The following is a 23,278-nucleotide window of genomic DNA, read 5'->3' on the forward strand; positions in this document are numbered from 1 at the left end:
TATTTTGCTCTCATGTATACAGTAGTTCATCGGTTTTGAAAGCTATCGAAGTAATGTTGGAAAGCAATCAGGTTCGACAAGTGAGGCATTTATGTTCCTTGTAAAATCAACTAATTTGGGCGCAGCTTTTCTTTGGACCGGACGCTTTGGCTGAACTCGCTTGGAGTCAGCCCTACATATTTGCGAAACTGCCGGGTAAAGTGGTTGTAATTTTGAAAGCCTACGTCATGGGCTGCTTCAGTTGCATTCCGATTCGTATGTGAAAGAAGTAAGGCAGCCTGCTTAATTCGCATGCGGTTAAGTACCTCCACAATCGATTCGCCGGTATTCTCTTTAAATAGATGCGATAGTCTCGATGCGGAGAGCCCAATACTGCGGGCCAGATCCTCGACTCGAATTGTCTCCTGCATCCGCTGGGCGAGCAAATACAGCGTTTCTTCGATTCGAGGGTCAAACCCGCTGGTTTGCTGTTTTGCGATCAGCATCAGGACCTCCCGCAGTGCGCTCAAGCACAGCTCGTGCCAATAAGCACCTCGTTCTCGTGAGTCAGACAGAATTCGGAGAAAAGCCTGATAGATCCGCTCCCTCACCGCTTGCTGCTCAATCTGCCGGATGGTCAGCGCATCGAGTGGAAGTAGACTCGCATCCATGAAGCCGCCATTAAAATGGGCCCAAACAAAATGCCAGCTTTTTCCTTTAGGCGTGCCATAACGATGAGGTGTTCCCGGCTTTAACAGTGTAACGTCCCCGGCCCTTGCCCGCTGCTCGCAGCCGTCTGCCTCGAAATAACCTTCACCGCCTAGCGTGTACGTGATAAGCCAGTCACTCATGCCGTCCGGACGTAAGGTAGAATAGGTGTCGCGCTCATGGAAATGTCCGGCGATCACCATGCTGTAGGCCAATCCGTCATAGGTGGAGGGGCGGTCCAGTTCCATGGTCCTCATCCTTTTCTAAATAGTACTTTATTGAGGATAGTTTAGCTTAACTAACGGCAGCACACAAGTGTACTTGTGGAGAAATAGCAGAATCGTATGCATTGTTAGCAAGATCCATCCTTCTTCTAATGGTTATTCTAACTGTAAAATGAAGATGTGCTAAATATCACTTGCAGTAGAAATAGGGGAGGGTAAATACATGGCGCATAAGTATCGAGTATTAACGGGTGAGCAAAAGCAACAATTTGAAACGGAAGGTTATTTAATTGTCAGAGGATTGTTTACGGAGGAGCAACTGGCGGAGATTGACAGGACCTTTGAGGACATCAGCCACCAGGTGATCCCAGGGCATTTTGAGCCGGATTTGCAAGAGGAAACGACCGATCCGCTAAAGCGTTATCCGAGGGTCATGCATCCGCACCGGTTTAATGAAACAGCCAAACGGTATATGCTGCATCAACCGGTAATGGATGTGCTTGCTGATTTGTATGAGGAAGAACCGTTGGCGGCCCAAAGCATGTTCTATTACAAGCCTCCGGGCTCACGGGGACAGGCGCTTCATCAGGATAACTTTTACTTAAAGGTCGAGCCGGGAAACTGCATCGCCGCTTGGACGGCGATTGATGCGGCGGATGAGGAGAACGGCGGGCTTTTAGTTGTGCCAAAGACGAGTGCGTATGATATCGTATGTCCTGAATTGTCCGATTCCAAGGAATCGTTCACTACACACTATGTGAAGCCGCCGAAGGATCAGAAGGCAATTCCGACAGTGATGGAGAGGGGCGATGTGCTCTTTTTCAATGGGAATCTGATTCACGGCTCATACCGCAATAAGACCAAAGATCGTTTCCGCCGCTCGTTCATTTGCCACTACGCCAATAGCTCGGCCACGCGCATTGCCACGTATTATCGTCCACTGTACCGTGCCGATGGGACGCCGGTGGAACTGGAGACCAATCCGAATGGAGGTCCGTGCGGCGTTGAGTACGATACACCGTATATCCACTAAACGTGAGCCACGGCTTGAGGTGCTAATGTCCTGGTGGGGGATGAACGGAATTGGAGTTCAAAACGGCGCTGGTGACGGATGTAGCATGGAGGAGAAGGTGCGGTGCATCGCCGAAGCGGGCTACGACGGCATTAACGGCATGCTGCCGGAGGGCAGGGAGGCCGAACGATGGCAGCGGTTGCTGGATCAATATAACCTATCATACAGCGTAAACGCGTATCCAAAAACAGCGGAGGAGCTGGAAGTTTTTCTATGCAAGGCAAAATCGTTCGGAAGGGTCGATTTCGTCAACGTACAGGTGATAAGGCCGTTTCTGATCGGAGAGCAAGCGGTGCAACTGCTTGCGGACATGGCGGAGCTGTCGCAGACTGCGGGCATCCCGGCGTATATCGAAACGCACCGCGGCACAATCACGCAGGATCTGCTGCGCACGGTAGAGTATGCTAAGCGCTTGCCAGGGCTTGAGCTGACGATCGACTTCTCACATTATGTCGTTGCCGGGGAAATGCATACGGTTTCGGACGAAGCAGAAGAGCTGCTCCGGACGCTGCTCCCTCGGACGAAGAGCATACACGCTCGCGTTTCGAACGGGGAGCAGGTGCAGATCGATATACCCATGTTTGGAAGCGTGGATGGGGAGGGTGCAGCTGACCTCGAGTTCGAACACCCGATGTTGAAGCACTTTCAACGTTGGTGGCTCGGAGGGATGCGCAGCTGGCGTCAAACGGCACAGCAAGACGAGGTGCTGCCGTTTGTTTGCGAGCTGGGGCCGCCACCTTATGCGATCACGGTGCGCGGCCAGGACGACGTGCAGTACGAGGTGAGCGATCGCTGGACGCAAGCACTGCTGTTTGCCCGGATCGCCCGGTCCTTATGGGAACAGGTTTAAACAAAAAAGAGCAGGTTAATGTGTTGGTTTAAAAGCTGTTACCAATTGGAAAAGTCCTTGTAAATCAAGGGCTTTTTCGGATTAGAAGTTAGTTTGCCGCGCAAAATTGGAAGCATAAGATTCCCTATGCGGCAAACTTATAAGTAATGTGAGAAAACACCGTTCGTCAATTTTAAGTGGTGCCGTCGATAGACTGAAGGCTATTCTATGCCGTAAGGCCCTAGAATAGTTTGTTTCCGAAGAAAACAAGTATGCCAACTTCTAAGTCCTCGGAAATCATTAATTAAGGAGGAAATTGTTTCATGAGAGCATATAGGATTGACGTCAAAAATACGCAAAAAGAGATATACCCACTTGAGACAAAGCTTGGTGGATCAAATATAGCAGGAGAAAATTACAGCTTTACAAACTATTATATGGAGAAAAATGGTCGGCCGTTTTTTGGTATAAGCGGTGAGTTCCATTTCAGTAGATATAACTTTGAAAAATGGGAAGATGAAATCATCAAAATGAAAATGGGGGGGATTAATATTATCCCAACCTATATTTTTTGGAACCATCATGAAGAGGAACAAGGAATATTTGATTGGGAAGCTAATAAAAACCTCAGAAGATTTGTCGGGCTTTGCAGAAAGCATGGTATGGGCGTCATTTTGAGAATCGGTCCATTTGCTCATGGTGAGGCAAGAAATGGTGGAATTCCTGATTGGCTCTTCGGAAGACCATTTGATCTTCGTTCAAATGATAAAGAGTATTTGACATATGTGAAAAGGTTTTATCAAGAAATTGGAAAGCAGGTTCAAGGATTCCTCTTTAAAGAGGGCGGCCCTATCATCGGAACTCAGATCGAGAATGAGTATGAACATGCAGGTGCACCGTGGGAAATAACAAATGGAACAGGGAATGAGTGGGTACCCGCAGGTAGAGATGGAGATGTACATATTATTACACTAAAGGAGTTAGCCATCCAAGCTGGAATCCAAACTCCAATCTATACGAGTACTGGCTGGGGAGGCGCAGCAGCACCTGTTGAAGAGGTGCTCCCATTATGGGGAGGCTACGCGTTTTGGCCGTGGATCTTCTATGGTGATGTGAAGGAGCATCCTGCTACACCCGAATTTATTTTTAGGGACTATCATAACGACCAACAGAAAAACTATGGGTTTACTCCTGCTTATCGTCCTGAGAGTCTATCATTTGCTTGCTGTGAAATGGGTGGAGGGATGACAGTTTTCTATAAATATAGATTCAAGTTACCATATGAAAGTGTCGACGCAATGGCTGAAATGAAAGTAGCCGGTGGATGTAACTTTGTAGGCTACTATGTTTTCCATGGCGGTTCAAATCCGAAGGGGAAAAAGACACCTTTCTTGAATGAAAATGCAACACCTAAAATATCATACGACTATCAAGCTCCAATTGGAGAGTTTGGACAAATAAGAGAGTCATATAAGAGATTAAAGCGTCAACACTACTTTTATAAAACAGTGGAGGAAAGCTTTTGCAAAACCAAAACCGTCCTTCCATATGATACGAAAGATATGGACCCATATGATATTGAAACATTAAGGTTTGCTGTAAGAGCAAATAGAGATTCTGGTTTTGTTTTTATTAATAATTATCAGGATCATGTTGAAACAAAGGACCAACAAGACTTTGCCATCACAGTTAACCTTGAGAATGAAGAGATACGTCTTCCTAAATCCGACAGTATGTCGTTAGCGAAGGATGAGTGCTGTATCCTTCCATTTAACTTGGATTTGCAAGGACTAAACCTTAAATATTCAACGACTCAATTACTAACAAGCATAGAGCATGATGGTGAAATATACTTTTTCTTCTTCATTCCAAAAGGAATGAATGGTGAGTATTATTTTGAAAGTGATGATATCCAAGAGGTAAGTGTCGATAATGGGAACATTATTTCTGATGAAAATACGTTGATACAAGTAAGTAATCAGGAGATTAGTTTAATCGATATCATGTTGCAAACAGGTAGGAGGCTTCATGTTTGTACGTTGACAAATGAACAAAGCTTAAACTTTTGGAAGTATCCATATGGAGGGAAAGAACAGGTTTTCATTACGAATGCAACCTTGCTTGTGGCCGGAGAAAAAATAAGACTAGAAAGCGCAGGTCTAGAGTCAGTTGAAATAAAATCATTCCCAGGCTTTAATGGTATGTTAAAAATAACCGGAGAGGAGCTTTCTTGTCATAACCATGGCTTATTTAAGGAATATAAGAAAATCATCAATGTAAGTCATACAGGCTTAGAGGTTAAAATGGTCAACCATAATAAAGCTGTAATTCATTTTCAACCCGAGGCTTTTGACGATGTAAAAGAACTTCTTCTTCAAATTGAATATGTCGGAGATATTGGTTATGCGTTTATCGATGGCAAGCTAATTCATGATAATTTTTGTAACAATGATATATGGGAAATCGGCCTACAACAGCATAAACAAGACCTGTTAGCAAAAGGAATGTATATTTATATCTCCCCATTAAAAGAGGAGAGCTTTGTAAAGAGTGATTCACCAATGGCAGCAAGAGCTGAGGTGATAACTAAACAAATTGCTGAAATTAAATCAATCAAGGCTACAGCTATTCGTGAACTTGAAATAGACATTTAACGGCAAGTCCTCACTTGTTGTGTTCATTAAAACAACAGAAAAAAAGCAAGAGATATGAACTCTTGCTTTTTATGATTCTTAATGGCTTGTGTTGAAACTCTCTGCCATCATCAAGTCGTTCTTGTAGGCAGCCATCGCCAGTTCATATCGCACCTTTTTGCCCGCTTCCACGAAATCAGCTTCCTTCACAAGACCTGATAATGAATACTGGTGACCCCTGAAATCCACGTTCAGTTCAGTGATTTGGTTGAATTTGAAACACTCCAGGGGAACACCGTTCTCATCCTTCAACAGGTATTCATCGTATTTCTCGTTGCATGTTTGTGCCACTTCCTCCATCACCTTGAAGGCATCATCCGGATTTTGCTTATAGTTGAGGACAAGGCTTTCGTTCACCCGCCGCCTTCCCCGGTTCCCATTCTGAAGTTCCGTAATGCTACTATAGGAGACCGTATAGAGGTATCCGTCATACTGGCGGATCTTCAGATAGCGCATGCTGATTTCCTCGATTTTCCCCTGACGGTTTCCGTTGATGATGACATAATCCCCGTGATGGATCTGGCGCTCAAACAGGTAGGTCAGCCCCATAATGTAATCGCGGATGATATGCTGGAGGATCAATGCTAAGGCACCTGCCACCACGACCGAACCAGTCAACAGCTTTGCTAGGTCGAAGAAAGGGCTAAGCACATAAATAAAGAAGAACAACAGTCCCAATACCTTTGTCACCTGGTTGGCGAAATGCATCAATGTCTCTTCCCGCTTTTCATCCAAGATGCTCGTTTTGTCAAAGAAAAGCTTGATGGATTTGCGGATCAAATAAACCGTGAATATAATCAGCAGTGCCACCGTTATAATTTTTACGGGCAATTGCTGGAACAGTCCCAAGAAAAACATCCTAACACCTCTCACTTTTTTTACACTATACAAAAGGAATAGGGATAAGGAGAAAGACTTTCCTTTTCCAACAATCCTTAACGTTAGCATGGTTCCATAAAAAAAGAAGCCCTATCCGTGCTTCCTGAGGATCGATATATTGCCAATAACGTGTTTTCCGCAGCTGAATTATATTATTGTTTAATCAATAAAGTTAAAAGGATTTATTTCTCTTTCATCCAGCTAGAAGCCCATTGACTAATGGGGCCAAGTATTTTTCCTAATTCGCTTCCTCTTTTAGTTAATAAATATACCGTTCTAATTGGTCGCTCTGGAATAACTTGACGTAAAACAATCCCATGCTCTTCTAATTCTTTCATTCTTTCCGTCAACACCCTTTTGCTTAAATCGGGGATGAGTGAATTGATTTCACTAAAACGTTTTGGTCCGCTAGATAATACATATATGATTAATCCAGTCCATCTTTTTCCAATTAATTCAAAAGTTTTTTCAACCTCAGGACATAGGTCCGCCTGTTCTTCCATCATTGATAACATTCACCTCTTTCAAACAGATTAAATATTGTTTCTTGTTTACTTATTGTAACCAAGTTTCATTTGATTACAAAGTGAAAATACATAAATTTTTTATAAAAACCCCATTGTATGTTGAATTGTCAAAAAATCTCCATAAATGCTTATTTTTTAATAATAATAGGAAACAAAATAAAGTGAACATATTAAAAAATGAAGAGAGGGCTTCTCAAGAAAAAGAAAGATGTAAGTTTTATTGAAAATATTATTGACAAAGAGGTCTTAAAGTTTTATTATTATCTCATATTCAAGATATTTTAATTTGAGATTTTCGCGGGAGGTGAACTAAATGGAAACAACATGCACTAATTTACCCTATCTTGTTTTAATGCAAACATCTAAAGCAGTACAGGATTGTATGAGAGTGGAAATGAGTCAGTATAACCTTAGTATTACTGAATTTTCTGTTCTAGAAGTGCTTTACAATAAGGGAAAACAAACAATCCATCAAATTGGTAATAGCATTTTAATTTCAAGTGGCACAATGACTTATGTTATAGATAAATTAGAACAGAGAGATTTATTAAGTCGTCATGCATGTGTTGAAGATCGCAGAGTCATCCATGTGACGTTAACAGACGCAGGAAAAGAATTGATGGACTGGATCATGCCAAAACATCAAGAATTTGTAGATTCCATGTTTTGCTCTTTAAATAAAGAGGAGAAAAAAATATTTGTTAAACTCTTGAAAAAGATAAATAGGAACGAACAAAGTTAATTTTTTTAGTTTTATATCTCGAAATCGAGATAAATAAAATATTTAGGAGGATTTTAGATGATAAATCTTGGTTTACTAATCATTCGTTTAGTAGTTGGTATCTTATTCATTGGTCATGGAGCTCAAAAATTGTTCGGATGGTTCGGCGGATATGGTTTAAAGGGTACAGGAGGCTGGTTTGATTCAATAGGCATGAAACCTGGTATAACCATGGCGCTATTGGCAGGATTAACAGAACTCGTTGGAGGCATTTTGTTTGCTCTAGGTCTTTTAACTCCACTTGCTGGAATTATGATTGCGGGAACCATGGTAATGGCTATTCTGAAAGTTCACGCTCCAAACGGATTATGGGCAACAGCAAATGGATATGAATATAACCTTACGCTGCTCGCAATTGCTATTGGTATAGCTTTAATTGGACCAGGTCAATATGCTGTAGATGCTTTTTTATTCTAATTATCTCGATTTAGAGATAATCGAATTAAAGTAAATAGTTTAAGATTTTATTTTCATCCTGGGAACAAAATAAGTAAGAGTGGATTTTTAAAATTAAATAAGAAATGGAGTGGTGAAAATGAGTAAGAAAACAATGGGGATACACCATATTACAGCAATCGTTGGACATCCGCAAGAAAATGTAGACTTTTACGCTGGAGTTTTAGGATTGCGTTTGGTCAAACAAACTGTAAATTTTGATGACCCAGGAACTTATCACCTTTATTTCGGTAATGAAGGTGGTAAGCCAGGAACCATTATTACATTCTTTCCCTGGGCAGGAGCTCATCAAGGAATTATTGGGGACGGTCAAGTAGGGGTTACTTCCTATGTCGTTCCAAAAGGGGCGATGGAATTTTGGGAAAAAAGACTAGAAAAATTCAATGTCCCTTTTACAAAAATGGAACGCTTTGGAGAGCAATATTTGGAATTCGATGATCCGCATGGTCTTCAACTGGAAATTGTGGAAAGAGAAGAAGGAGAAAACAATACTTGGACTTACGGTGAGGTAACACCTGAAGTTGCTATCAAAGGTTTTGGAGGTGCAACTCTTTTATCAACCCAGCCTGACAAAACGGGTGAATTATTAGAAAAAGTAATGGGACTTGAATTAGTCGGTAAAGAAGGAGATTTCGCACGTTACCGTTCTGCTGGGGATATCGGAAATATTATTGATCTAAAATTAACCCCAATAGGACGCGGACAAATGGGCGTGGGAACCGTTCACCATATTGCATGGCGGGCTATTGATGATCAAGATCAATTGGATTGGCAAAAATATGTAGCAGCGAATGGTTACGGAGTAACTCCTGTTCAGGATCGAAATTACTTCAATGCCATTTACTTCAGAGAACATGGAGAAATACTATTTGAAATTGCAACAGATCCTCCAGGATTTGCTCATGATGAGTCACAAGCGACAATGGGGGAAAATTTGATGCTGCCATCTCAGTATGAGTCTCACAGAGAAAAAATTGAACGAGTGTTATTACCGTTTGAAGTAAGAGTACTAGACTGATTCTTTGAAAAGGAATGATATCTTTGCTTTCAATTGATCCCGACTTATTGTCAGAAAGAGAAAATTATAAATTTCTAATAGGAAGCATCATACCTAGACCAATAGCTTTCGTCACATCGATTTCAAAAGATGGTGTTTTGAATGGAGCACCCTTTAGTTATTTTAACATCGTGTCATCCAATCCCCCGATGATTTCATTATCTATTCAACGCTCTGCTGGGGGACAAAAAGATACTGCAAGAAATATTACTGAGTCCAAACAATTTGTTGTTCATATAGTTGATGAACACAATGTTGAAAAAATAAATAAAACAGCAGCCGGCCTTCCTCCTAATCAAAGTGAGATTGAGTTAACTCACTTAACTCCAGTAGATAGTATAAAAATTTCAGTTCCTGGAGTTAAGGAAGCGAAAATCAGAATGGAATGTTCCTTAGAGCATTCCTTAGAATTGGGAGGCTTGGATACGCCAGGGTGTGACCTGATTATAGGAAAAGTTGTTCAGTTTCATATCGATAATGACATTTATGAAAAAGGAAGAATTGATCCAAGGGGCTTAGCAGCGGTCAGCCGATTAGCTGGGAATAATTACGCAAAAATTGGTGAGATATTTGAAATTGAAAGACCTAATTAAAGCCCCATTCGATGATTGGAGAGGGTAAAATGAAAAAAACAGCGGGTATCCATCATATCACAGCAATGGTAAACGATGCACAAAGAAATATTGATTTCTATGCAGGAGTACTTGGGTTAAGGCTTGTCAAAAAAACCATTAATTTTGATCGTCCAGAAGTGTACCATCTCTATTTTGGGAATGAAATAGGTCAACCAGGTTCTGTAATAACGTTTTTTCCTTGGTCTAAACAACTAAAAGGTAGAATTGGAATCGGTCAGGTTGGTGTGACTAGTTATGTGATTCCGAAGGGTTCGGTTCCTTTTTGGGAGAATCGATTACGGAAATTTGGAATCGAATTTACTTCTTCCAATCGGTATGGGGAAAGATATTTAAAATTTTATGATCCAGACGGACTCCTGTTGGAACTGACAGAACGAGACGAAGGTCCAGTAAATACTTGGAATTTTGGCGAAATTCAGGCTGAAAATGCGATAAAAGGATTTGGAGGTGCGATTCTTTTTTCTGCACAACCCCATAAGACAACCGATGTTCTAGAAAACGTATTGGGGTTGGAATGCATTGGTCAAGAAAATGAATTTTTAAGATTTCAATCTGAAGGAAATATAGGAAATACAGTTGATATTCAGCTAAATCCTTCTGTTCGAGGGCTGATGGGGGCTGGAACGGTTCACCATATAGCATGGAGAGCAAAGGATGAGGAAGAGCATCAAAAGTGGAGATCGCTTCTCCTTGAAAAAGGGTATTATCCTACAGAGATTCTTGACCGAAACTACTTCAAAGCTCTTTATTTTCATGAACCAGGGGGTATTCTCTTCGAAATTGCAACCGACCCACCGGGTTTTGCGGTGGATGAACCTATCGAGGAACTCGGGAAAAAACTTATGCTGCCATCATGGTTAGAGTCAAAAAGAGAAGAATTAGAAGAAACCTTACCACGAGTAGAGGTTCGTGTTCTGGAGGGAGATAAATAATGAAACACATATTCAATAAAGGCCAAGATCCAACAAAACCAACGCTATTATTGCTTCATGGTACCGGCGGCAATGAATTAGACCTGTTGCCTCTTGCTGGAAGAATTGATGATGAAGCTTCCGTTTTAAGCGTTCGAGGAAATGTATTAGAAAATGGAATGCCACGATTCTTCCGAAGATTGGCGGAGGGAGTTTTTGATGAAGAAGATCTCGTTTTCCGAACAAAAGAATTAAATGAGTTTCTCGATGAAGCAGCTGAAAAGTATGGTTTCGACCGAGATCATATTATCGCTATGGGGTACTCAAATGGAGCGAATATAGCAGCGAGCTTATTATTTCACTATCAAAACGCCTTAAAGGGAGCCATTCTTCATCATCCTATGGTGCCGAGAAAAGGGATCGACCTTCCAGATTTATCGGGTAAGTCAGTGTTTATTGCAGCTGGGACAAATGATCCGATTTGCTCACCAATGGAATCGGCTGAACTTGAATCATTATTAAAAAAGGCAAATGCGAATGTAGAACTTCATTGGGAAAATAGAGGTCATCAATTAACCGCCCAAGAGGTCGAAGCTGCCGCTCAATGGTATAGAAAGTTATAATAAAAAACTATGTTTGGGAGGAGAAAAAGAAAGATGAAAAAAAACGAAATAGGAGCATTTATTTTACGCGTGACACTAGGAGCATTATTTTTAATACATGGAATTGTAAAATTTCAGGGTGGAATTGAGAATATTGTAGGATGGTTTGATAGTATCGGCTTGCCTGGATTTATGGCATATGGAGTTGCATCTCTTGAGATTATTGGTGGGATCGGCATAATCATTGGATTGGCAACTAGATTTTTTGCAGCATTGTTTGCATTAATGATGATTGGGGCAACAATAAAAGTAAAGCTTTCAGTTGGTTTATTAGGAAATGGTCAAATGGCAGGCTATGAGTTAGACTTAGCATTTCTAGCAATAGCATTATACCTTGCAATCACTGGAAGCAAGCTATTATCAGTTAGTTCAATAATATTTAAAAAGGATTCAAAAGAGTTAACCAAAACTGCTTAATGGTGAATCAAACTAGTAAAAGAAAGAAATAACAGGTAGTGTTTGTGATGGCTTTCTTATCCAAACTATTTGGAAAGAAACTGAGCAGGAGACAGAGAAAATGGCAAATGAGCTAATCGAGAGTGGTCGATTGGCTTTTCTTGATAAACCATTAACTGAATTAGTTGAAAAAATAATTATATGAATTTAAATATTCTTAGTTAAAAATATCTTGATTCTAGATATATAGATTAATAAATTAAATTGACATTTATTTAGGGAGTGAAAGATTTTGATTCAACTTTTTCCTGCAGATACACGTTACACAGTAAAAAATGATTGGTTGGAAAGTTCGCTAAGTTTTTCATTTGGAGAGTATTATGATTCCAATAATTTACGATTCGGTCCATTGCGAGTTTTTAACGATGATACTGTCCAGCCAGGACGTGGTTTTGGAATTCATCCGCATCGTGAAGCTGAAATAGTCTCTATTATCCTAAAAGGCGAGCTTAAGCATGGAGACAACCTAGGAAACTCTGGAACCATTAGTAATGGTAGTATTCAGCGGATAACGGCTGGAACTGGAGTGCTTCATTCTGAATTTAACGCTTCAAATGAAGAAGAAGTACAATTTCTACAGTTATGGTTTACACCTAATGAAAAGAAGCTAAAACCGTCATATGAAGACATTTCATATGATATTACTAAATTACACAATCAGTTACTACCAGTTATTTCGCATACATCGTCTGATCAGGTTGCTGGAATCCATCAAGATTTAACACTTTATTTGTCAAGATTGGATGGAAAGAAGAATTTGAACTTTGAACAGAAATCTGGCAGGAGGATTTACGTCTTTAATATTGAGGGAGAAATCTCAATCAACAATGATTATATTTTAAAGTCAAGAGATGCTGCCCGTATAACGGACATACATGAAATAACTATTCAGGGTAATCAAGATAGTTTCTTTTTATTAATCGATTTACCTGGGGGTGCCTTTTAATGTTGATGATACGTCATTCTATTGGCAGCAGATTACTGTGCCAGACTGATATATACAATATTGAAAAGCAGCACGATCATTGGCTAATCTCCGTCCCCGTTGATGAAAGGACGGCTTCGGAAATTTTAGATTTTCAGGATGAGTTAAACATATTTGAAGTAAAGGAAAATGAAAAGGCATGGTTTTATTCTTCTGATGCACAAATTAATTTCCAACGGAACGATAAACAATTGATTATACTTGCTGACCATAAAACTGTATATCCAACATAAAGAAGTCTTTTTTGAACTGATTATAGTTTCTCATAATATAAAACAGTGCGAGGGGAACCATAAATATATTATTGTTAGTTTACCAAAAGTAGAAGTCAAAAAAAGTTTAAAACAAATAAATTGACTTTTAATCTCAAAGTAAAGTATTTTGGATTCGAGATTACTTGCTTCAAACCATAATTTACTGGAGGGTATAATGTTATGACTAAAGATTTTTATTCTGTATTAAAAGAAAGACGTTCATTCTATGGAATCAATAAAGAGGTACAAGTATCGGATGAGAGGATTAAGGAAATTGTAGAATTTGCAGTAAAATACACACCTTCTGCTTTTAACTCGCAAACAGCACGTCTTGTAATATTGACTGGTGAATCTCATGATAAATTATGGGATATTACTACTGAGACCTTAAGAGAGTTAGTTGGAAATGGAGACTTCTCTGGAACTCAACAAAAAATGGAATCATTTAAGGCGGGGTACGGAACTGTACTATTTTTTGAGGACCAAGATATTATTAAATCTCTTCAAGAACAATTCAGTACATATGCTGACAATTTTCCCGTTTGGTCAAATCAAGCATCAGGTATGCACCAATTAGTTGTTTGGGCAGCATTAGAATCAGAAGGGCTAGGAGCATCTTTACAACACTACAACCCACTTATTGATGAAGAAGTGAAAAATGAATGGAATATTCCTGCTAATTGGAAGTTAATTGCCCAGATGCCTTTTGGTAATCCAACAGCTCAACCAGGTGAGAAAGAATTTAAGCCAGTAGAAGATCGTGTGAAATTTTATAAATAGATAGACGAAGAGTTTTTTTCATTAATAAAGCCTGATGGTAATTTCCATCAGGTTTTTTAATGGGAATGGGGAAAGTCAATAGTGTGTGAGCCAGAACCGCCGGGTATCGAATCAGCTCATACGATGGTGAGAGATGGGGGGATTTCAACCCCTTCGTATTTATTAAGTGTTTTTCCTTCAAATTTTAAATGGTTCCCATCTTTACTTTTTTAAGCTTGTTTGCTTTCTAACTAATATTATAAACGTTTTAACATTTCTACAATTTCTTTTCGTTCTTCTTCCTTGTTCATTTCTATATTTGCTCGTTTCCTGCAAAATTCACATTCGCAATCCTTATTATGTTGATCCAAATTTTTATTGTTTTTGTCCATCTTTGTACTACACTCCTTTCAAACTAATGACATATATACAACAGGGGATAGAATCATCTGTCTGAATTAAGCATTCCCAAAATTACAGAGACAATACTTGAATAATAAAGATTTAGGTATACTCAAATGGGATAAGCAAAATGCAAGTGAACGAACTTTTTTATTGTATTGCTTAAAGGGTTTTTATTAAAAATTTAATTGAATAACGATAGAGTATTAATGGTAAATTTAGGGCATTTTAAGGATATCAATACGAAAGTGCGAGAGGATGTTAATTAGTGGAGAAAAAGTTGTTAAAGTTACTATTAGCAGGATGTGTTTTATCTTTTCCATTTTTATTCAGGGGACCAAAAATGAGAGAAAATCTTTTAATTTTTTTCTCTAAAGGAGTTATTGCGACTCTTATTGATGCATATGTTGTTGGCACCAAAAAAATAGAATACCCAGTTCGCCCTTTTTCAAAAATTTTTAAAACAAATATTATTTATGACATGTTATTTTTCCCAATTCTAAGCGTTATCTGGGTGAAAATATCGTATAATGATAAATTTAGTAAAATTCTAATGAAAAGTTTGCTGTTTAGTGTTCCTATGAGTCTGGGTCAATGGTTTATGGAAAAGAACACGAGATTATTTAAATGGAACAAATGGTCAGCCTTCCATACTTTTGCAAGTGTTAATTTTACTTTGTTTATCATTAGAGGGTTTGTTGGTTTAATAAAAATGTTAGATAAGTTAAAGGGTAAACAAAATATAACCGAATATTAAAGGTTGATTCTAAGAAAGGTGCATCACTATTGTGATAGCACCAATGTAATGGCTAATCCCAGATACGAATTCTTGGAACCCCTGCTGTTCTTAAATAATCCAATAACTGACCAGTATGAACTGATTCATGATAGGCAACACGTAACAGCATGTCACCTAAATCTCTTATGTACCCTGAATCGGAGCGGTCAATCTTTATATTTGCCAAGTCTTCTTCAGTAAATGACTTGATTGTATCAATAAAATCATTTCGATAAGGTTCTGCAAATTCCAATTCTGCATTTACAGAAGTAAAAGGTCTATTTTCGAAAGGGGAATCGAAAACGGATAAACTCCCTCGATTTTTAATGGCCAGGTGGTAATAGTGCTCGCTTTCCAATGCGTGTCTAATCATTTCTATGCAATTCAGTGCTTCATCATCTGGTCTCCATTCGAGTTTTTCTTTAGGAATAGATGTCCAAACCTTTATGCTTCTTCTTCTAACTTCATTAAAGTTAATAATCAATAAATCAATTGAGTTCATAAATGTTCCTCCTTTGATAAACATATTATTATTATATATGCGAATGGATGTTCGTGCCAATGTGTTAGAGGGAACCTTTACATTTTTTTGAAAACATTGAATTTAAGACGCTTATTAAAATAACGGATGAGATGCTTTAATAACAAAGGAACGTTTTTTTCTTATTCAGGTAAATCAGCTAATAGTTTGTCAATATTTTTTAAATTTAAAATTAAAAAACCTCATGCTATACAAAAAAATTGCATGCCACAAAACCTTCCTTTATTCTAATTTTGGAAGGTTTTGTGTTATTTAGGTAGATATAGGTTTTAATCTGTATCTTGGAAAGTCGTTCTGTTCTTTAGGGAAAATATCCAATGTATGGTTTTCCTTCTTCACGTTTTTATCATAGAACTCTCGTAATTTCTTTTTACGAGGAATAATAAAATTGAAGAGAAAGAGCGGATAAATCAAATGTTGCTCAGTGCCTGCCAAAACTCAAACACCATCACTGTGAATTTTTTTGCGTGAAGTATAAAAAAAGCCATTTCTCAAAAAAACGGCTGTATTCCTTATTCTAATAAAGCAACATTACTTCAATAAGCTATTTTAACATTTGGTAATATTGTTTTTAGCTCAATTAAGTTGTCTATTACAAAATCAGCTTGAGCGAGTTCATCTTCTTGTGCAAAATCAAGATTACATCCAATTGCAGTTAATCCATTATCTTTAGCTGCATTTATATCAGAAAGACGGTCGCCGACAACTACTGCATTTCTGATGTCGTATTTTTCAATAATTGCTTTAACTAAATACCCTTTATCGAGCGTTTTGATTTGCTGAATACTAAAAGTTTCAGTAACCCAATTATCCAAATTATAATAATTTACAATTGCTTGTAAATACTTTACTAAGCAATTGCTAGCTATATAAATAGAATAATTGTTTTCTTTTAAGTAATCGAAAACTTCCTTTAAATTTTGATACAAAGCCACTTTTCCACAGTTTATGTTTTCAATTAATCTTTCTAGAAAATAAGCATCCGTTTGTTTTCTTACTTCATTTGAATGATTAGGTAACAAAGTTTCCCTTGTTTTATTCAAGAGCAACAAAGTTTACGAAAAGAGCCAAATAAAAAAATAGGATGGGAATTTTATGTTTGATTTTTTATCAGATTTTTTATCGAGTTTAGTAGGTGTAAGCACAGGTGGTTTGGACACTAAAAAAATTGATTATAATATTGAGCTACTAAAACAACAAGGATGGTTTAAGAAGATTTATGAGGATGAGAAATATCACAGATTATTTATTACGAATAGAAAAGTTAGAGCTTATTTACAAAGCAGAACTCGTGTTAAAAAAATTATTCGTAGTAAGGTAGCTCAAAGGAAGTTATTAATTTTAATTGACCAACAATTAAAATCCTTCAAAATACCTTGATAATTACCTTGCTTGGTTTTTATTTGTCGATAGTCGTAGCAATAAAAGCACTAAACAGCAAATTAAAGAATATCTACTAACATCATTTGTATTTCAAATGCCAGAGACTTATGAAAGTTTGCGTCTGACCAAATTCAATGTGTAATCCTTGTTCAACGAGCAGAATAGATGTGTTAGAAATTTACCAAGTTCCTAATCAACACGCAATTTAGGATGTTATACTTACCGAACTATTTATGGATTGTATCAATTAAATCCTAAGAAATGGTTAGAAGAACTTAGTCACCGAAATTATATTACACATTACGGGGTTACAACATTTGTAAATTATTGAATGCAGGGAACATAAATTGTATATAGTTCCTAAAGGTATTTGTTAAACATAAGTGAGGAAACCCTTATAGATTGGGTTTCCTTAAAAATTAATTTTAAACAAAGCTAAATCGATTCAATCGAACAGAAAATTTCGTTATAATTACAAATCAAAGGGGGTGTTAACAGATGGAGAATCACTTAAGATTGTCTGGTACTTCTTCCACTCATGCAAAGCCTATTATTGGAAAGGCGATACTTTGCGTGGGGCGAAACATTTAATTTTATCGCTTAACAAGCTTTTCTAATATTTTGGCTTTGCACCTTATTTTTATGAAATTCAAAATAAGGAGCGGGCAAAATTGAAATATATTAATGCAGCAAAAGTTTTACCCGAAAAGCTAATCGTGGAAATTCAAAAGTATGTCCAGGGGGAAACTCTTTACATTCCTAAGCCGGAAACGGAGCATCGGAAATGGGGAACCTCAAGTGGCGGGAGACGCATGCTTGATCGCCGTAATGCGGCCATTAGAAATTCTTTCATAAATGGCAGCAGTATCCAGCAGCTAGCTAATGAATATTACCTCTCAACCGAAACCATTAAGAAAATTGTTTATTCACATAAAAAGTAGGCAAACAGCACTGGTGAAATCCTTCATCAGTGTTTTTTATGTAAAAAACGGTTCTAAGTCATATTCTCCATTTTAAAGTCTTGCTGCATTTTTTAAAATAAGAGTAAGAGAAGTCAGCAAATAATAGGAGAGAAATGTAATGACCGAAAAATTTATTAAAAATGAGCAGTTGAATTTTATAAAAAAACAGATTGCTATGATTAAGGACAGTGCTAAAAAGAATATACCCCCAAACGTGTTGGCTGCTGTGATCGACTTAGCCAATGCCAAAATCTTAGATCTCATTTCAAATGCATCATTGGATCAACAAGAAATGCTGGATCTTTCCAGACTAAAAACAGATGCTGAATATGAGCAATATATCCAGCGTCTTTCAGACTATTTGGTTCCCTTTCCAAAAATCACCGAGGAGCAACTGAAAAAGATGTTTCCGAAGAATAAAAAATTAAAGCGGCCTGATTTATCAGAAATAGACCATAATCAGCTAACCTATTTAAGCTGGAACGATCTAAGATCTAATAAAAAATTTATTGTATATGAACTGGATGGAAAAATGGTTGGCATCGAATGTAATTTTGCACCGACTAGTAAAAATAATATTTGTTCCATTTGTAATAGTTTTAGCGAGGTTGCTTATTTTTCCACCGTCACAAAATCGAAAAAATCTAAAAACCCGGACTATTACAAGGCTATCGGCAATCTCATCTGCGCTGATAGCAGCGAATGCAATAAAAAAATAACCAATGTCGATTATTTAACAACTTTTCTAAAAGATTCATTAGGAATGTAAATACTTGACATGGTATCACTATAATAATTGTTTTTGAAGTCAGTTTGACTATTTTTGTATATAAATGTTTCTATTTTTATTTACTTTAAAAAAAGAGAGCTATGCAATCAGCAACCTATAAGAAATGAAAAGAGAATGAAAATGGTAAAATAAAGTGGAATGATAACTGATTTTTTACACTGGAATTTTGGTCACATTATTATCGAATAAAAATTAAGGAGAAAAACTATGTTAAAAACATACCAAAAAATCGTTCCGCATTTATGGTATGACAAGGAGGCAAAAGAAGCAGTCGAGTTTTACTCTTCCATATTCCCTGACTCAAAAATTACGGATGTAACAACAATCCAAGACACACCATCGGGCGACTCCGATATAGTCTCTTTTGAGCTTTGGGAGCATAAGTTTATGGCAATCAGCGCAGGGCCTTTTTTCAAGATCAATCCGTCGGTTTCTTTCATAGTCAATTTTGACCCATCGCGAGAGAAAGACGCGAAAGAAAAAATAAATGAGGTTTGGAACAAATTGTCCGAAGGTGGCACAGCGTTAATGCCTCTTGATAAGTATCCGTTCAGTCAGAAGTATGGTTGGATTCAAGATAAATATGGTTTGTCCTGGCAGTTAATCCTTAGCAATCCGGAAGGTGAGGAGCGGCCTACATTTGTGCCGTCACTTTTGTTTGTCGGCGATAAATGCGGCAACGCCGAAGAGGCTATTAATTTTTATTTATCAGTATTTAAGAACTCAAAGCAGGGACTAATCACCCGCTACCCAAAAGGCATGGAACCTGACAAAGAAGGAACCATCATGTTCTCTGATTTCATGCTTGAAGATCAGTGGTTTGCTGCAATGGATAGCGCGAAAAAGCACAAATTCAGTTTTAACGAGGCAATCTCATTTATGGTGTACTGCGAAACACAAGAAGAGATTGATTACTACTGGGAAAGGCTCTCTGCAGTTCCTGAAGCCGAGCAATGCGGCTGGCTGAAAGATAAGTATGGCATATCCTGGCAAATTGTGCCAAGTGAGATGGACGAGATGATGAGAAATGCCACGCCGGAGCAACTTGCGCGCCTAACGAAAGCATTTCTTAAAATGAAGAAATTTGAGCTTGTGAAATTACAGAGAGCATACATGGGATAATCAGAATACAAACAACGGAAGATCTGAGCTAGTCGAACAAATGACGGAAGAGTTCAGAGAAATGTTTAAATGAAACTAAACTTTTCCTTGATGAATGATAATTTTACATAAATGTTATTGAACTATCAGTTGCAAGAGTTTAAAGTCCGGCTATATAGCCGGATTTTTTGTTTTTTAGTATTTTCTTTTCTTAAAAACTTATCCTAAAATAGAGTTTTTGAAAGTAATTCAAAATCTCGATGATTAAGCTCTAATTAAACAAACGGGTGAGTTTCTGTAATAGACATGAACTCTTTTTTTAAATTAATCAGAATAAGTGAACTGTGTTCAAAAGTGAGTTACACCACTTTTTTTAGCTTTATAAAGGTTTAAAATTAGGGAAAGGTACTTGAGCCTCAGCAAGTGAAGAAAGACTAGTTAGTTCAGCAACGGAACTGATTTTATTCCAAACGGACATTACATTAGCTGATTGATGTGCATTTTCTATAGCCTCATTGGACTTCCACTCAGCTATTTCAATAATTGTGCCATCTTCCGCTTGAAGCGTTAATAACTCACGGTTTGTAATCAATCCTTCTTCTCTTAACGTTGGTATATGTACTTTAAGAATTTCTTTTAACTCGTTTTCTTTTCCTGATTTTGGACGATAAAGTGCCATAAAAACTGATGATGACATAATTCCACCTCCCATATTGTTCATTTACATGATAACATCTTAAAAATACATTACAAACATTACCGTGAACTTATTATTTTAATGCTGTTTTTTAATATTGAAAGTAGAATAGTTAATTATAGTTATACAACTGTTCAACAGGGGTTTAGTTTAAGTGTAATGTTTCACAAAGTATAGAAAAAGCCAATCTTCCTACTCAGAAAAAACCTTCAGTTTACATCAGCGATTTTTATTAAATTATGTAACATTCAAATGGATAGATGATCAAATATTAATCCAATTTAAATCAGGAACCATGATAAATACCCAAGAACTTTTACCCAAGAACGCATAAACTCTACTGTAAAAATAAAAGAGGAGGATGAATATGATTCCTAATTTTGATGCATATGAAAGGGTTGGTTTAGGTGGACCAGGCTCAGGTTTTGGTTTCTCTACGGGTCTTGGATTAGGTGGACCAGGTTCAGGTTTTGGTTTTGGACCAGGTCTTGGATTTGGAGCTCCAGGTCTTGGTTTTGGCTATCCACACCACCATCACTACTACCCGTACCACCACCACCATTTCTACCCATACCACCACCACCACTATTACTATCCATATTAAGAATTGCTGATAAAAGAGTCCATTGAAACAGGGGCTTCTACAATAGTAGAAACGCCTGTTTCTTGTTGGAAATGTTGAAGGTTTTGGTTTGTGAATTTCTAATTGGAGGATACTGCATTGACAATTTGATCAGACACTCTTAATTTTTTAGATTTAATAATCCGCTAATTTTTTCAACATGTTTATCCTTTATATAGTTTTTGTATAAATTACTGGATAATCGAATAGGATCACCAAAAAAGTATCTTTCATATTGGGTTTGCCTTGTACCAAACGAACTCATCGTAAGATCCCATGCCAAACGGAAAAGTTTCACGCGGTCCTCGGCATTGATACCATCTGCTTGAAGATATTGGTCGAGTTCTGCACGAATTTCGGAATCAAACGCGCTTTCCGTTGGTAATGATATCATTCCGCTTGCGCCAATTATTTGTATAATTTCGCTGAAACGGGGATAAATTTTAGGAAAGATGTTACTAGCCACTTGTAATGGAATCATGCTTGGACGCATAGATCCCCATTCATCCAATTCTGCATCATTTTCTGATTTCTCTAAAAGTGCTTTCAAAGTTTCAAGACCAATGATGATTTCGGAGAGTTTTTCATGTATATGTTGATACTCCCCAACATTAATTGTCTCGACAAGAAGTTGGGCAACTCCTAGAAAAAATTCTGTTTTTACAATTTGTCTGGTTATGACTTGATGATAGGCAAATTGGTAAAAAGAGCTTTCAACAAGGAAATCTGTCGCTGCATCTACATTATCGTAATAAAATACGCGGTCCCATGGAACCAAAACATTGTCAAAGACGACGATTGAGTCCATTTCTTCATATTTTGAACTTAACGGATAATTAAACGAAGATTCTCCCCCCACAAAGGATTCCCTGCAAAAAAATTTTAGTCCTTTCGTATTAGATGGAATGGAAAAGGCGAACGCCTCGCTAGGATCAAAAAACAATCTTGGTGCAGAAAAAACTAAAACTTCATCTGTTAGACCACCTTGAGTGGCAAGTAAGCGGGCACCTTTGATAACCAATCCTTTTTCATTTTGATCTATCACCTTAGCGGAGATTGGCTCATTGGAAAATCCTAAATAGACTTGTGAACGATTTACCTGCGGAGTAATAAAGGTATGTGTAAACGATAGATCATGTTCCATTGCCATTTCATATAGAGATTGAATGTTTTCGGGAAAACAATTTTCCCTATCTCTTAAAACGTTGGCGGAGGAGGCAAAACTCATTACAACCGTATTCATATAGTCAGGACTTCTTCCCATCATTCCATGAGTGTGTCTTGCCCAATGTTCAATCATTTTTCTTCTTCTTTTTAAATCCTCTTTCGTTTTGGGCTGTAAGTAAGATAGTCCAATAGTATTTTGGTTTTCTGGCAAAAGGAAAGTCATCTCATTTTTTATATCCTGAGAATTTTGCAAATCATAAAGGGCAGCCTTTGACTTAAGAATTCCTTTAAAGGCAGGATGCTCTGAAATTTCCCCCTTGATTTTTTCACCATCAAACCAGATTTCATTTTTCATTTTATTTAAACGTTCAATAAGATCCCTACCATTTATGATACCCATGTTCTACCGTCTCCTTATAATGAAGGTGCCAAAGAAATGTACGAGTTTAGTTAGTATCATTTTATTAGTTTACTTAAATGCTTGTTCTTATTGGATAAGCCTTGTTTTTAAATTGGGCAAAATGTATCGCTTTAACTTGCATAAATAAAAAAATGTCCTAGGATGGACGACGATGTTTTCGTAATAGGCATTTTCTAAAATAATGTCTAACACAAAACGATTATTCAATAGGGTGTGGTTTGGGATACTTTTTTGTGGCAGGTTCATATTTAACAATTAGATCTCGGTTCGCCGGGTTTCTTAAAAAAAGTTGCCCAATTTGTTAATACCATTTGAGTAAAAGGAGAAATATTTAATCATAACCGTCCATCACTACTCTCCACTCACTTGTAGTGCGGCTCGGCTGCATGTGTGGCTAACGGGGGCTTGAATTGAGCAAGGGGTTGCTGCGGCATCCCTCCCTTACGCAAGGTTTGTGAAATAATACACTTAAAGTAAGGGTACTGTACTTCAATAATGAAGCAAGGCTTTTTGCTTCTTCAAGTAACTGGGCAGCATTCCTGTAATG

The 23,278-nt window shown here is 37.7% G+C and carries 25 protein-coding genes and 2 pseudogenes; 20 read left to right on the forward strand and 7 right to left on the reverse strand.

What is annotated here, in order from left to right; genetic code table 11:
* Positions 1-110: 110 nt before the first annotated feature.
* Positions 111-935 (reverse strand): helix-turn-helix domain-containing protein, encoded by an 825-nt coding sequence (locus tag COD92_RS09260; protein WP_098528163.1) that lies wholly within the window; start codon positions 933-935, stop codon positions 111-113.
* Positions 936-1,134: 199 nt separating this feature from the next.
* Between COD92_RS09260 and COD92_RS09265 the strand changes: the two genes are divergently transcribed.
* The 3 genes from COD92_RS09265 (at position 1,135) to COD92_RS09275 (ending at position 5,466) form a co-directional block, all read left to right on the forward strand.
* Positions 1,135-1,944 carry a phytanoyl-CoA dioxygenase family protein gene (locus COD92_RS09265; protein ID WP_098528162.1) on the forward strand — a complete coding sequence of 270 codons (810 nt, stop codon included), beginning with the start codon at positions 1,135-1,137 and terminating at the stop codon, positions 1,942-1,944.
* Positions 1,945-2,029: 85 nt separating this feature from the next.
* Positions 2,030-2,833, forward strand: a complete 804-nt coding sequence (locus tag COD92_RS09270; RefSeq protein ID WP_255295266.1) for a sugar phosphate isomerase/epimerase family protein — start codon at positions 2,030-2,032, stop codon at positions 2,831-2,833.
* A gap of 302 nt (positions 2,834-3,135) precedes the next feature.
* Positions 3,136-5,466, forward strand: coding sequence for a beta-galactosidase (locus tag COD92_RS09275; protein ID WP_098528161.1), 2,331 nt, complete (start codon positions 3,136-3,138; stop codon positions 5,464-5,466).
* Between the two features lie 78 nt (positions 5,467-5,544).
* On the opposite strand, the gene COD92_RS09280 is transcribed toward COD92_RS09275, so the two are convergent.
* The gene (locus COD92_RS09280; protein WP_098528160.1) at positions 5,545-6,363 is read right to left on the reverse strand and encodes a mechanosensitive ion channel family protein; all 819 of its coding nucleotides are present in this window, start codon (positions 6,361-6,363) and stop codon (positions 5,545-5,547) included.
* A gap of 203 nt (positions 6,364-6,566) precedes the next feature.
* Positions 6,567-6,887, reverse strand: a complete 321-nt coding sequence (locus COD92_RS09285; protein ID WP_098528309.1) for a winged helix-turn-helix transcriptional regulator — start codon at positions 6,885-6,887, stop codon at positions 6,567-6,569.
* A 337-nt stretch (positions 6,888-7,224) separates the two neighbouring features.
* Here COD92_RS09285 and COD92_RS09290 point away from each other — a divergent pair, with 337 nt between their 5' ends.
* The 11 genes from COD92_RS09290 to COD92_RS09340 all read left to right on the forward strand — a co-directional run bounded on the left by COD92_RS09290 (position 7,225) and on the right by COD92_RS09340 (position 15,026).
* Positions 7,225-7,653: a MarR family winged helix-turn-helix transcriptional regulator gene (locus tag COD92_RS09290; RefSeq protein ID WP_098528159.1), complete on the forward strand. Its 429-nt coding sequence runs from the start codon at positions 7,225-7,227 to the stop codon at positions 7,651-7,653.
* Between the two features lie 57 nt (positions 7,654-7,710).
* A complete protein-coding gene (locus COD92_RS09295) occupies positions 7,711-8,109 on the forward strand; it encodes a DoxX family protein (RefSeq protein ID WP_098528158.1) in 399 nt (132 codons plus the stop codon).
* A gap of 118 nt (positions 8,110-8,227) precedes the next feature.
* On the forward strand, positions 8,228-9,166 hold the full coding sequence (locus COD92_RS09300; protein WP_098528157.1) for a ring-cleaving dioxygenase: 939 nt from the start codon (positions 8,228-8,230) through the stop codon (positions 9,164-9,166).
* Between the two features lie 23 nt (positions 9,167-9,189).
* Positions 9,190-9,798 (forward strand): flavin reductase family protein, encoded by a 609-nt coding sequence (locus COD92_RS09305; protein ID WP_098528156.1) that lies wholly within the window; start codon positions 9,190-9,192, stop codon positions 9,796-9,798.
* 29 nt (positions 9,799-9,827) lie between these two features.
* A complete protein-coding gene (locus COD92_RS09310) occupies positions 9,828-10,772 on the forward strand; it encodes a ring-cleaving dioxygenase (protein ID WP_098528155.1) in 945 nt (314 codons plus the stop codon).
* Complete coding sequence (locus COD92_RS09315) at positions 10,772-11,374, forward strand: alpha/beta hydrolase (protein WP_098528154.1); 603 nt, start codon at positions 10,772-10,774, stop codon at positions 11,372-11,374. Before COD92_RS09310 ends, COD92_RS09315 begins: the two co-directional genes overlap by 1 nt.
* 33 nt (positions 11,375-11,407) lie before the next feature.
* Positions 11,408-11,830, forward strand: coding sequence for a DoxX family protein (locus tag COD92_RS09320; protein ID WP_098996192.1), 423 nt, complete (start codon positions 11,408-11,410; stop codon positions 11,828-11,830).
* Positions 11,831-12,101: 271 nt separating this feature from the next.
* Positions 12,102-12,815, forward strand: a complete 714-nt coding sequence (locus COD92_RS09325; protein ID WP_098528153.1) for a pirin family protein — start codon at positions 12,102-12,104, stop codon at positions 12,813-12,815.
* A complete protein-coding gene (locus COD92_RS09330) occupies positions 12,815-13,087 on the forward strand; it encodes a hypothetical protein (protein WP_098528152.1) in 273 nt (90 codons plus the stop codon). Before COD92_RS09325 ends, COD92_RS09330 begins: the two co-directional genes overlap by 1 nt.
* A 201-nt stretch (positions 13,088-13,288) precedes the next feature.
* Positions 13,289-13,888 carry a nitroreductase family protein gene (locus COD92_RS09335; RefSeq protein ID WP_098528151.1) on the forward strand — a complete coding sequence of 200 codons (600 nt, stop codon included), beginning with the start codon at positions 13,289-13,291 and terminating at the stop codon, positions 13,886-13,888.
* 649 nt (positions 13,889-14,537) lie between these two features.
* Positions 14,538-15,026 (forward strand): CBO0543 family protein, encoded by a 489-nt coding sequence (locus tag COD92_RS09340; protein WP_098528150.1) that lies wholly within the window; start codon positions 14,538-14,540, stop codon positions 15,024-15,026.
* Between the two features lie 52 nt (positions 15,027-15,078).
* Here the strand turns inward: COD92_RS09340 and COD92_RS09345 are convergent, their stop codons facing one another.
* Both COD92_RS09345 and COD92_RS09350 read right to left on the reverse strand, forming a co-directional pair.
* The gene (locus COD92_RS09345) at positions 15,079-15,549 is read right to left on the reverse strand and encodes a DinB family protein (RefSeq protein ID WP_098528149.1); all 471 of its coding nucleotides are present in this window, start codon (positions 15,547-15,549) and stop codon (positions 15,079-15,081) included.
* 575 nt (positions 15,550-16,124) lie between these two features.
* A pseudogene (locus COD92_RS09350) lies at positions 16,125-16,631 on the reverse strand (HAD hydrolase-like protein); the annotation flags it as partial.
* Between the two features lie 52 nt (positions 16,632-16,683).
* Between COD92_RS09350 and COD92_RS09355 the strand changes: the two are divergent.
* From COD92_RS09355 to COD92_RS09375, 5 genes and pseudogenes are all read left to right on the forward strand, one after another.
* Complete coding sequence (locus COD92_RS09355) at positions 16,684-16,968, forward strand: hypothetical protein (RefSeq protein WP_098528147.1); 285 nt, start codon at positions 16,684-16,686, stop codon at positions 16,966-16,968.
* Positions 16,955-17,113, forward strand: a pseudogene (locus tag COD92_RS09360) (IS1595 family transposase); the annotation flags it as partial. The gene COD92_RS09355 and the pseudogene COD92_RS09360, both read left to right, overlap by 14 nt.
* A 529-nt stretch (positions 17,114-17,642) precedes the next feature.
* On the forward strand, positions 17,643-17,912 hold the full coding sequence (locus tag COD92_RS09365) for a CD3324 family protein (RefSeq protein ID WP_098528146.1): 270 nt from the start codon (positions 17,643-17,645) through the stop codon (positions 17,910-17,912).
* Between the two features lie 139 nt (positions 17,913-18,051).
* The gene (locus COD92_RS09370) at positions 18,052-18,702 is read left to right on the forward strand and encodes a FusB/FusC family EF-G-binding protein (protein ID WP_098528145.1); all 651 of its coding nucleotides are present in this window, start codon (positions 18,052-18,054) and stop codon (positions 18,700-18,702) included.
* 228 nt (positions 18,703-18,930) lie between these two features.
* Positions 18,931-19,845 carry a VOC family protein gene (locus COD92_RS09375; RefSeq protein WP_098528144.1) on the forward strand — a complete coding sequence of 305 codons (915 nt, stop codon included), beginning with the start codon at positions 18,931-18,933 and terminating at the stop codon, positions 19,843-19,845.
* A gap of 358 nt (positions 19,846-20,203) precedes the next feature.
* Here COD92_RS09375 and COD92_RS09380 read toward each other — a convergent pair whose 3' ends face one another.
* Positions 20,204-20,521 (reverse strand): antibiotic biosynthesis monooxygenase family protein, encoded by a 318-nt coding sequence (locus COD92_RS09380; protein WP_098528143.1) that lies wholly within the window; start codon positions 20,519-20,521, stop codon positions 20,204-20,206.
* A 367-nt stretch (positions 20,522-20,888) separates the two neighbouring features.
* Here COD92_RS09380 and COD92_RS09385 point away from each other — a divergent pair, with 367 nt between their 5' ends.
* Complete coding sequence (locus COD92_RS09385; RefSeq protein WP_176541085.1) at positions 20,889-21,125, forward strand: hypothetical protein; 237 nt, start codon at positions 20,889-20,891, stop codon at positions 21,123-21,125.
* Between the two features lie 139 nt (positions 21,126-21,264).
* On the opposite strand, the gene hpaB is transcribed toward COD92_RS09385, so the two are convergent.
* On the reverse strand, positions 21,265-22,710 hold the full coding sequence (hpaB, locus tag COD92_RS09390) for a 4-hydroxyphenylacetate 3-monooxygenase, oxygenase component (RefSeq protein ID WP_098528141.1): 1,446 nt from the start codon (positions 22,708-22,710) through the stop codon (positions 21,265-21,267).
* Positions 22,711-23,278 lie beyond the last annotated feature (568 nt).

Source organism: Bacillus sp. AFS037270, from assembly GCF_002585305.1.

Bases quoted from the DNA above. Each gene is read 5' to 3' on its own strand.
- COD92_RS09260 (WP_098528163.1), bottom strand. From the start codon at position 935: ATGGAACTGGACCGCCCCTCCACCTATGACGGATTGGCCTACAGCATG.
- COD92_RS09265 (WP_098528162.1), top strand. From the start codon at position 1,135: ATGGCGCATAAGTATCGAGTATTAACGGGTGAGCAAAAGCAACAATTT.
- COD92_RS09270 (WP_255295266.1), top strand. From the start codon at position 2,030: ATGGAGGAGAAGGTGCGGTGCATCGCCGAAGCGGGCTACGACGGCATT.
- COD92_RS09275 (WP_098528161.1), top strand. From the start codon at position 3,136: ATGAGAGCATATAGGATTGACGTCAAAAATACGCAAAAAGAGATATAC.
- COD92_RS09280 (WP_098528160.1), bottom strand. From the start codon at position 6,363: ATGTTTTTCTTGGGACTGTTCCAGCAATTGCCCGTAAAAATTATAACG.
- COD92_RS09285 (WP_098528309.1), bottom strand. From the start codon at position 6,887: ATGGAAGAACAGGCGGACCTATGTCCTGAGGTTGAAAAAACTTTTGAA.
- COD92_RS09290 (WP_098528159.1), top strand. From the start codon at position 7,225: ATGGAAACAACATGCACTAATTTACCCTATCTTGTTTTAATGCAAACA.
- COD92_RS09295 (WP_098528158.1), top strand. From the start codon at position 7,711: ATGATAAATCTTGGTTTACTAATCATTCGTTTAGTAGTTGGTATCTTA.
- COD92_RS09300 (WP_098528157.1), top strand. From the start codon at position 8,228: ATGAGTAAGAAAACAATGGGGATACACCATATTACAGCAATCGTTGGA.
- COD92_RS09310 (WP_098528155.1), top strand. From the start codon at position 9,828: ATGAAAAAAACAGCGGGTATCCATCATATCACAGCAATGGTAAACGAT.
- COD92_RS09315 (WP_098528154.1), top strand. From the start codon at position 10,772: ATGAAACACATATTCAATAAAGGCCAAGATCCAACAAAACCAACGCTA.
- COD92_RS09320 (WP_098996192.1), top strand. From the start codon at position 11,408: ATGAAAAAAAACGAAATAGGAGCATTTATTTTACGCGTGACACTAGGA.
- COD92_RS09330 (WP_098528152.1), top strand. From the start codon at position 12,815: ATGTTGATGATACGTCATTCTATTGGCAGCAGATTACTGTGCCAGACT.
- COD92_RS09335 (WP_098528151.1), top strand. From the start codon at position 13,289: ATGACTAAAGATTTTTATTCTGTATTAAAAGAAAGACGTTCATTCTAT.
- COD92_RS09345 (WP_098528149.1), bottom strand. From the start codon at position 15,549: ATGAACTCAATTGATTTATTGATTATTAACTTTAATGAAGTTAGAAGA.
- COD92_RS09355 (WP_098528147.1), top strand. From the start codon at position 16,684: ATGTTTGATTTTTTATCAGATTTTTTATCGAGTTTAGTAGGTGTAAGC.
- COD92_RS09370 (WP_098528145.1), top strand. From the start codon at position 18,052: ATGACCGAAAAATTTATTAAAAATGAGCAGTTGAATTTTATAAAAAAA.
- COD92_RS09375 (WP_098528144.1), top strand. From the start codon at position 18,931: ATGTTAAAAACATACCAAAAAATCGTTCCGCATTTATGGTATGACAAG.
- COD92_RS09380 (WP_098528143.1), bottom strand. From the start codon at position 20,521: ATGTCATCATCAGTTTTTATGGCACTTTATCGTCCAAAATCAGGAAAA.
- COD92_RS09385 (WP_176541085.1), top strand. From the start codon at position 20,889: ATGATTCCTAATTTTGATGCATATGAAAGGGTTGGTTTAGGTGGACCA.
- hpaB (WP_098528141.1), bottom strand. From the start codon at position 22,710: ATGGGTATCATAAATGGTAGGGATCTTATTGAACGTTTAAATAAAATG.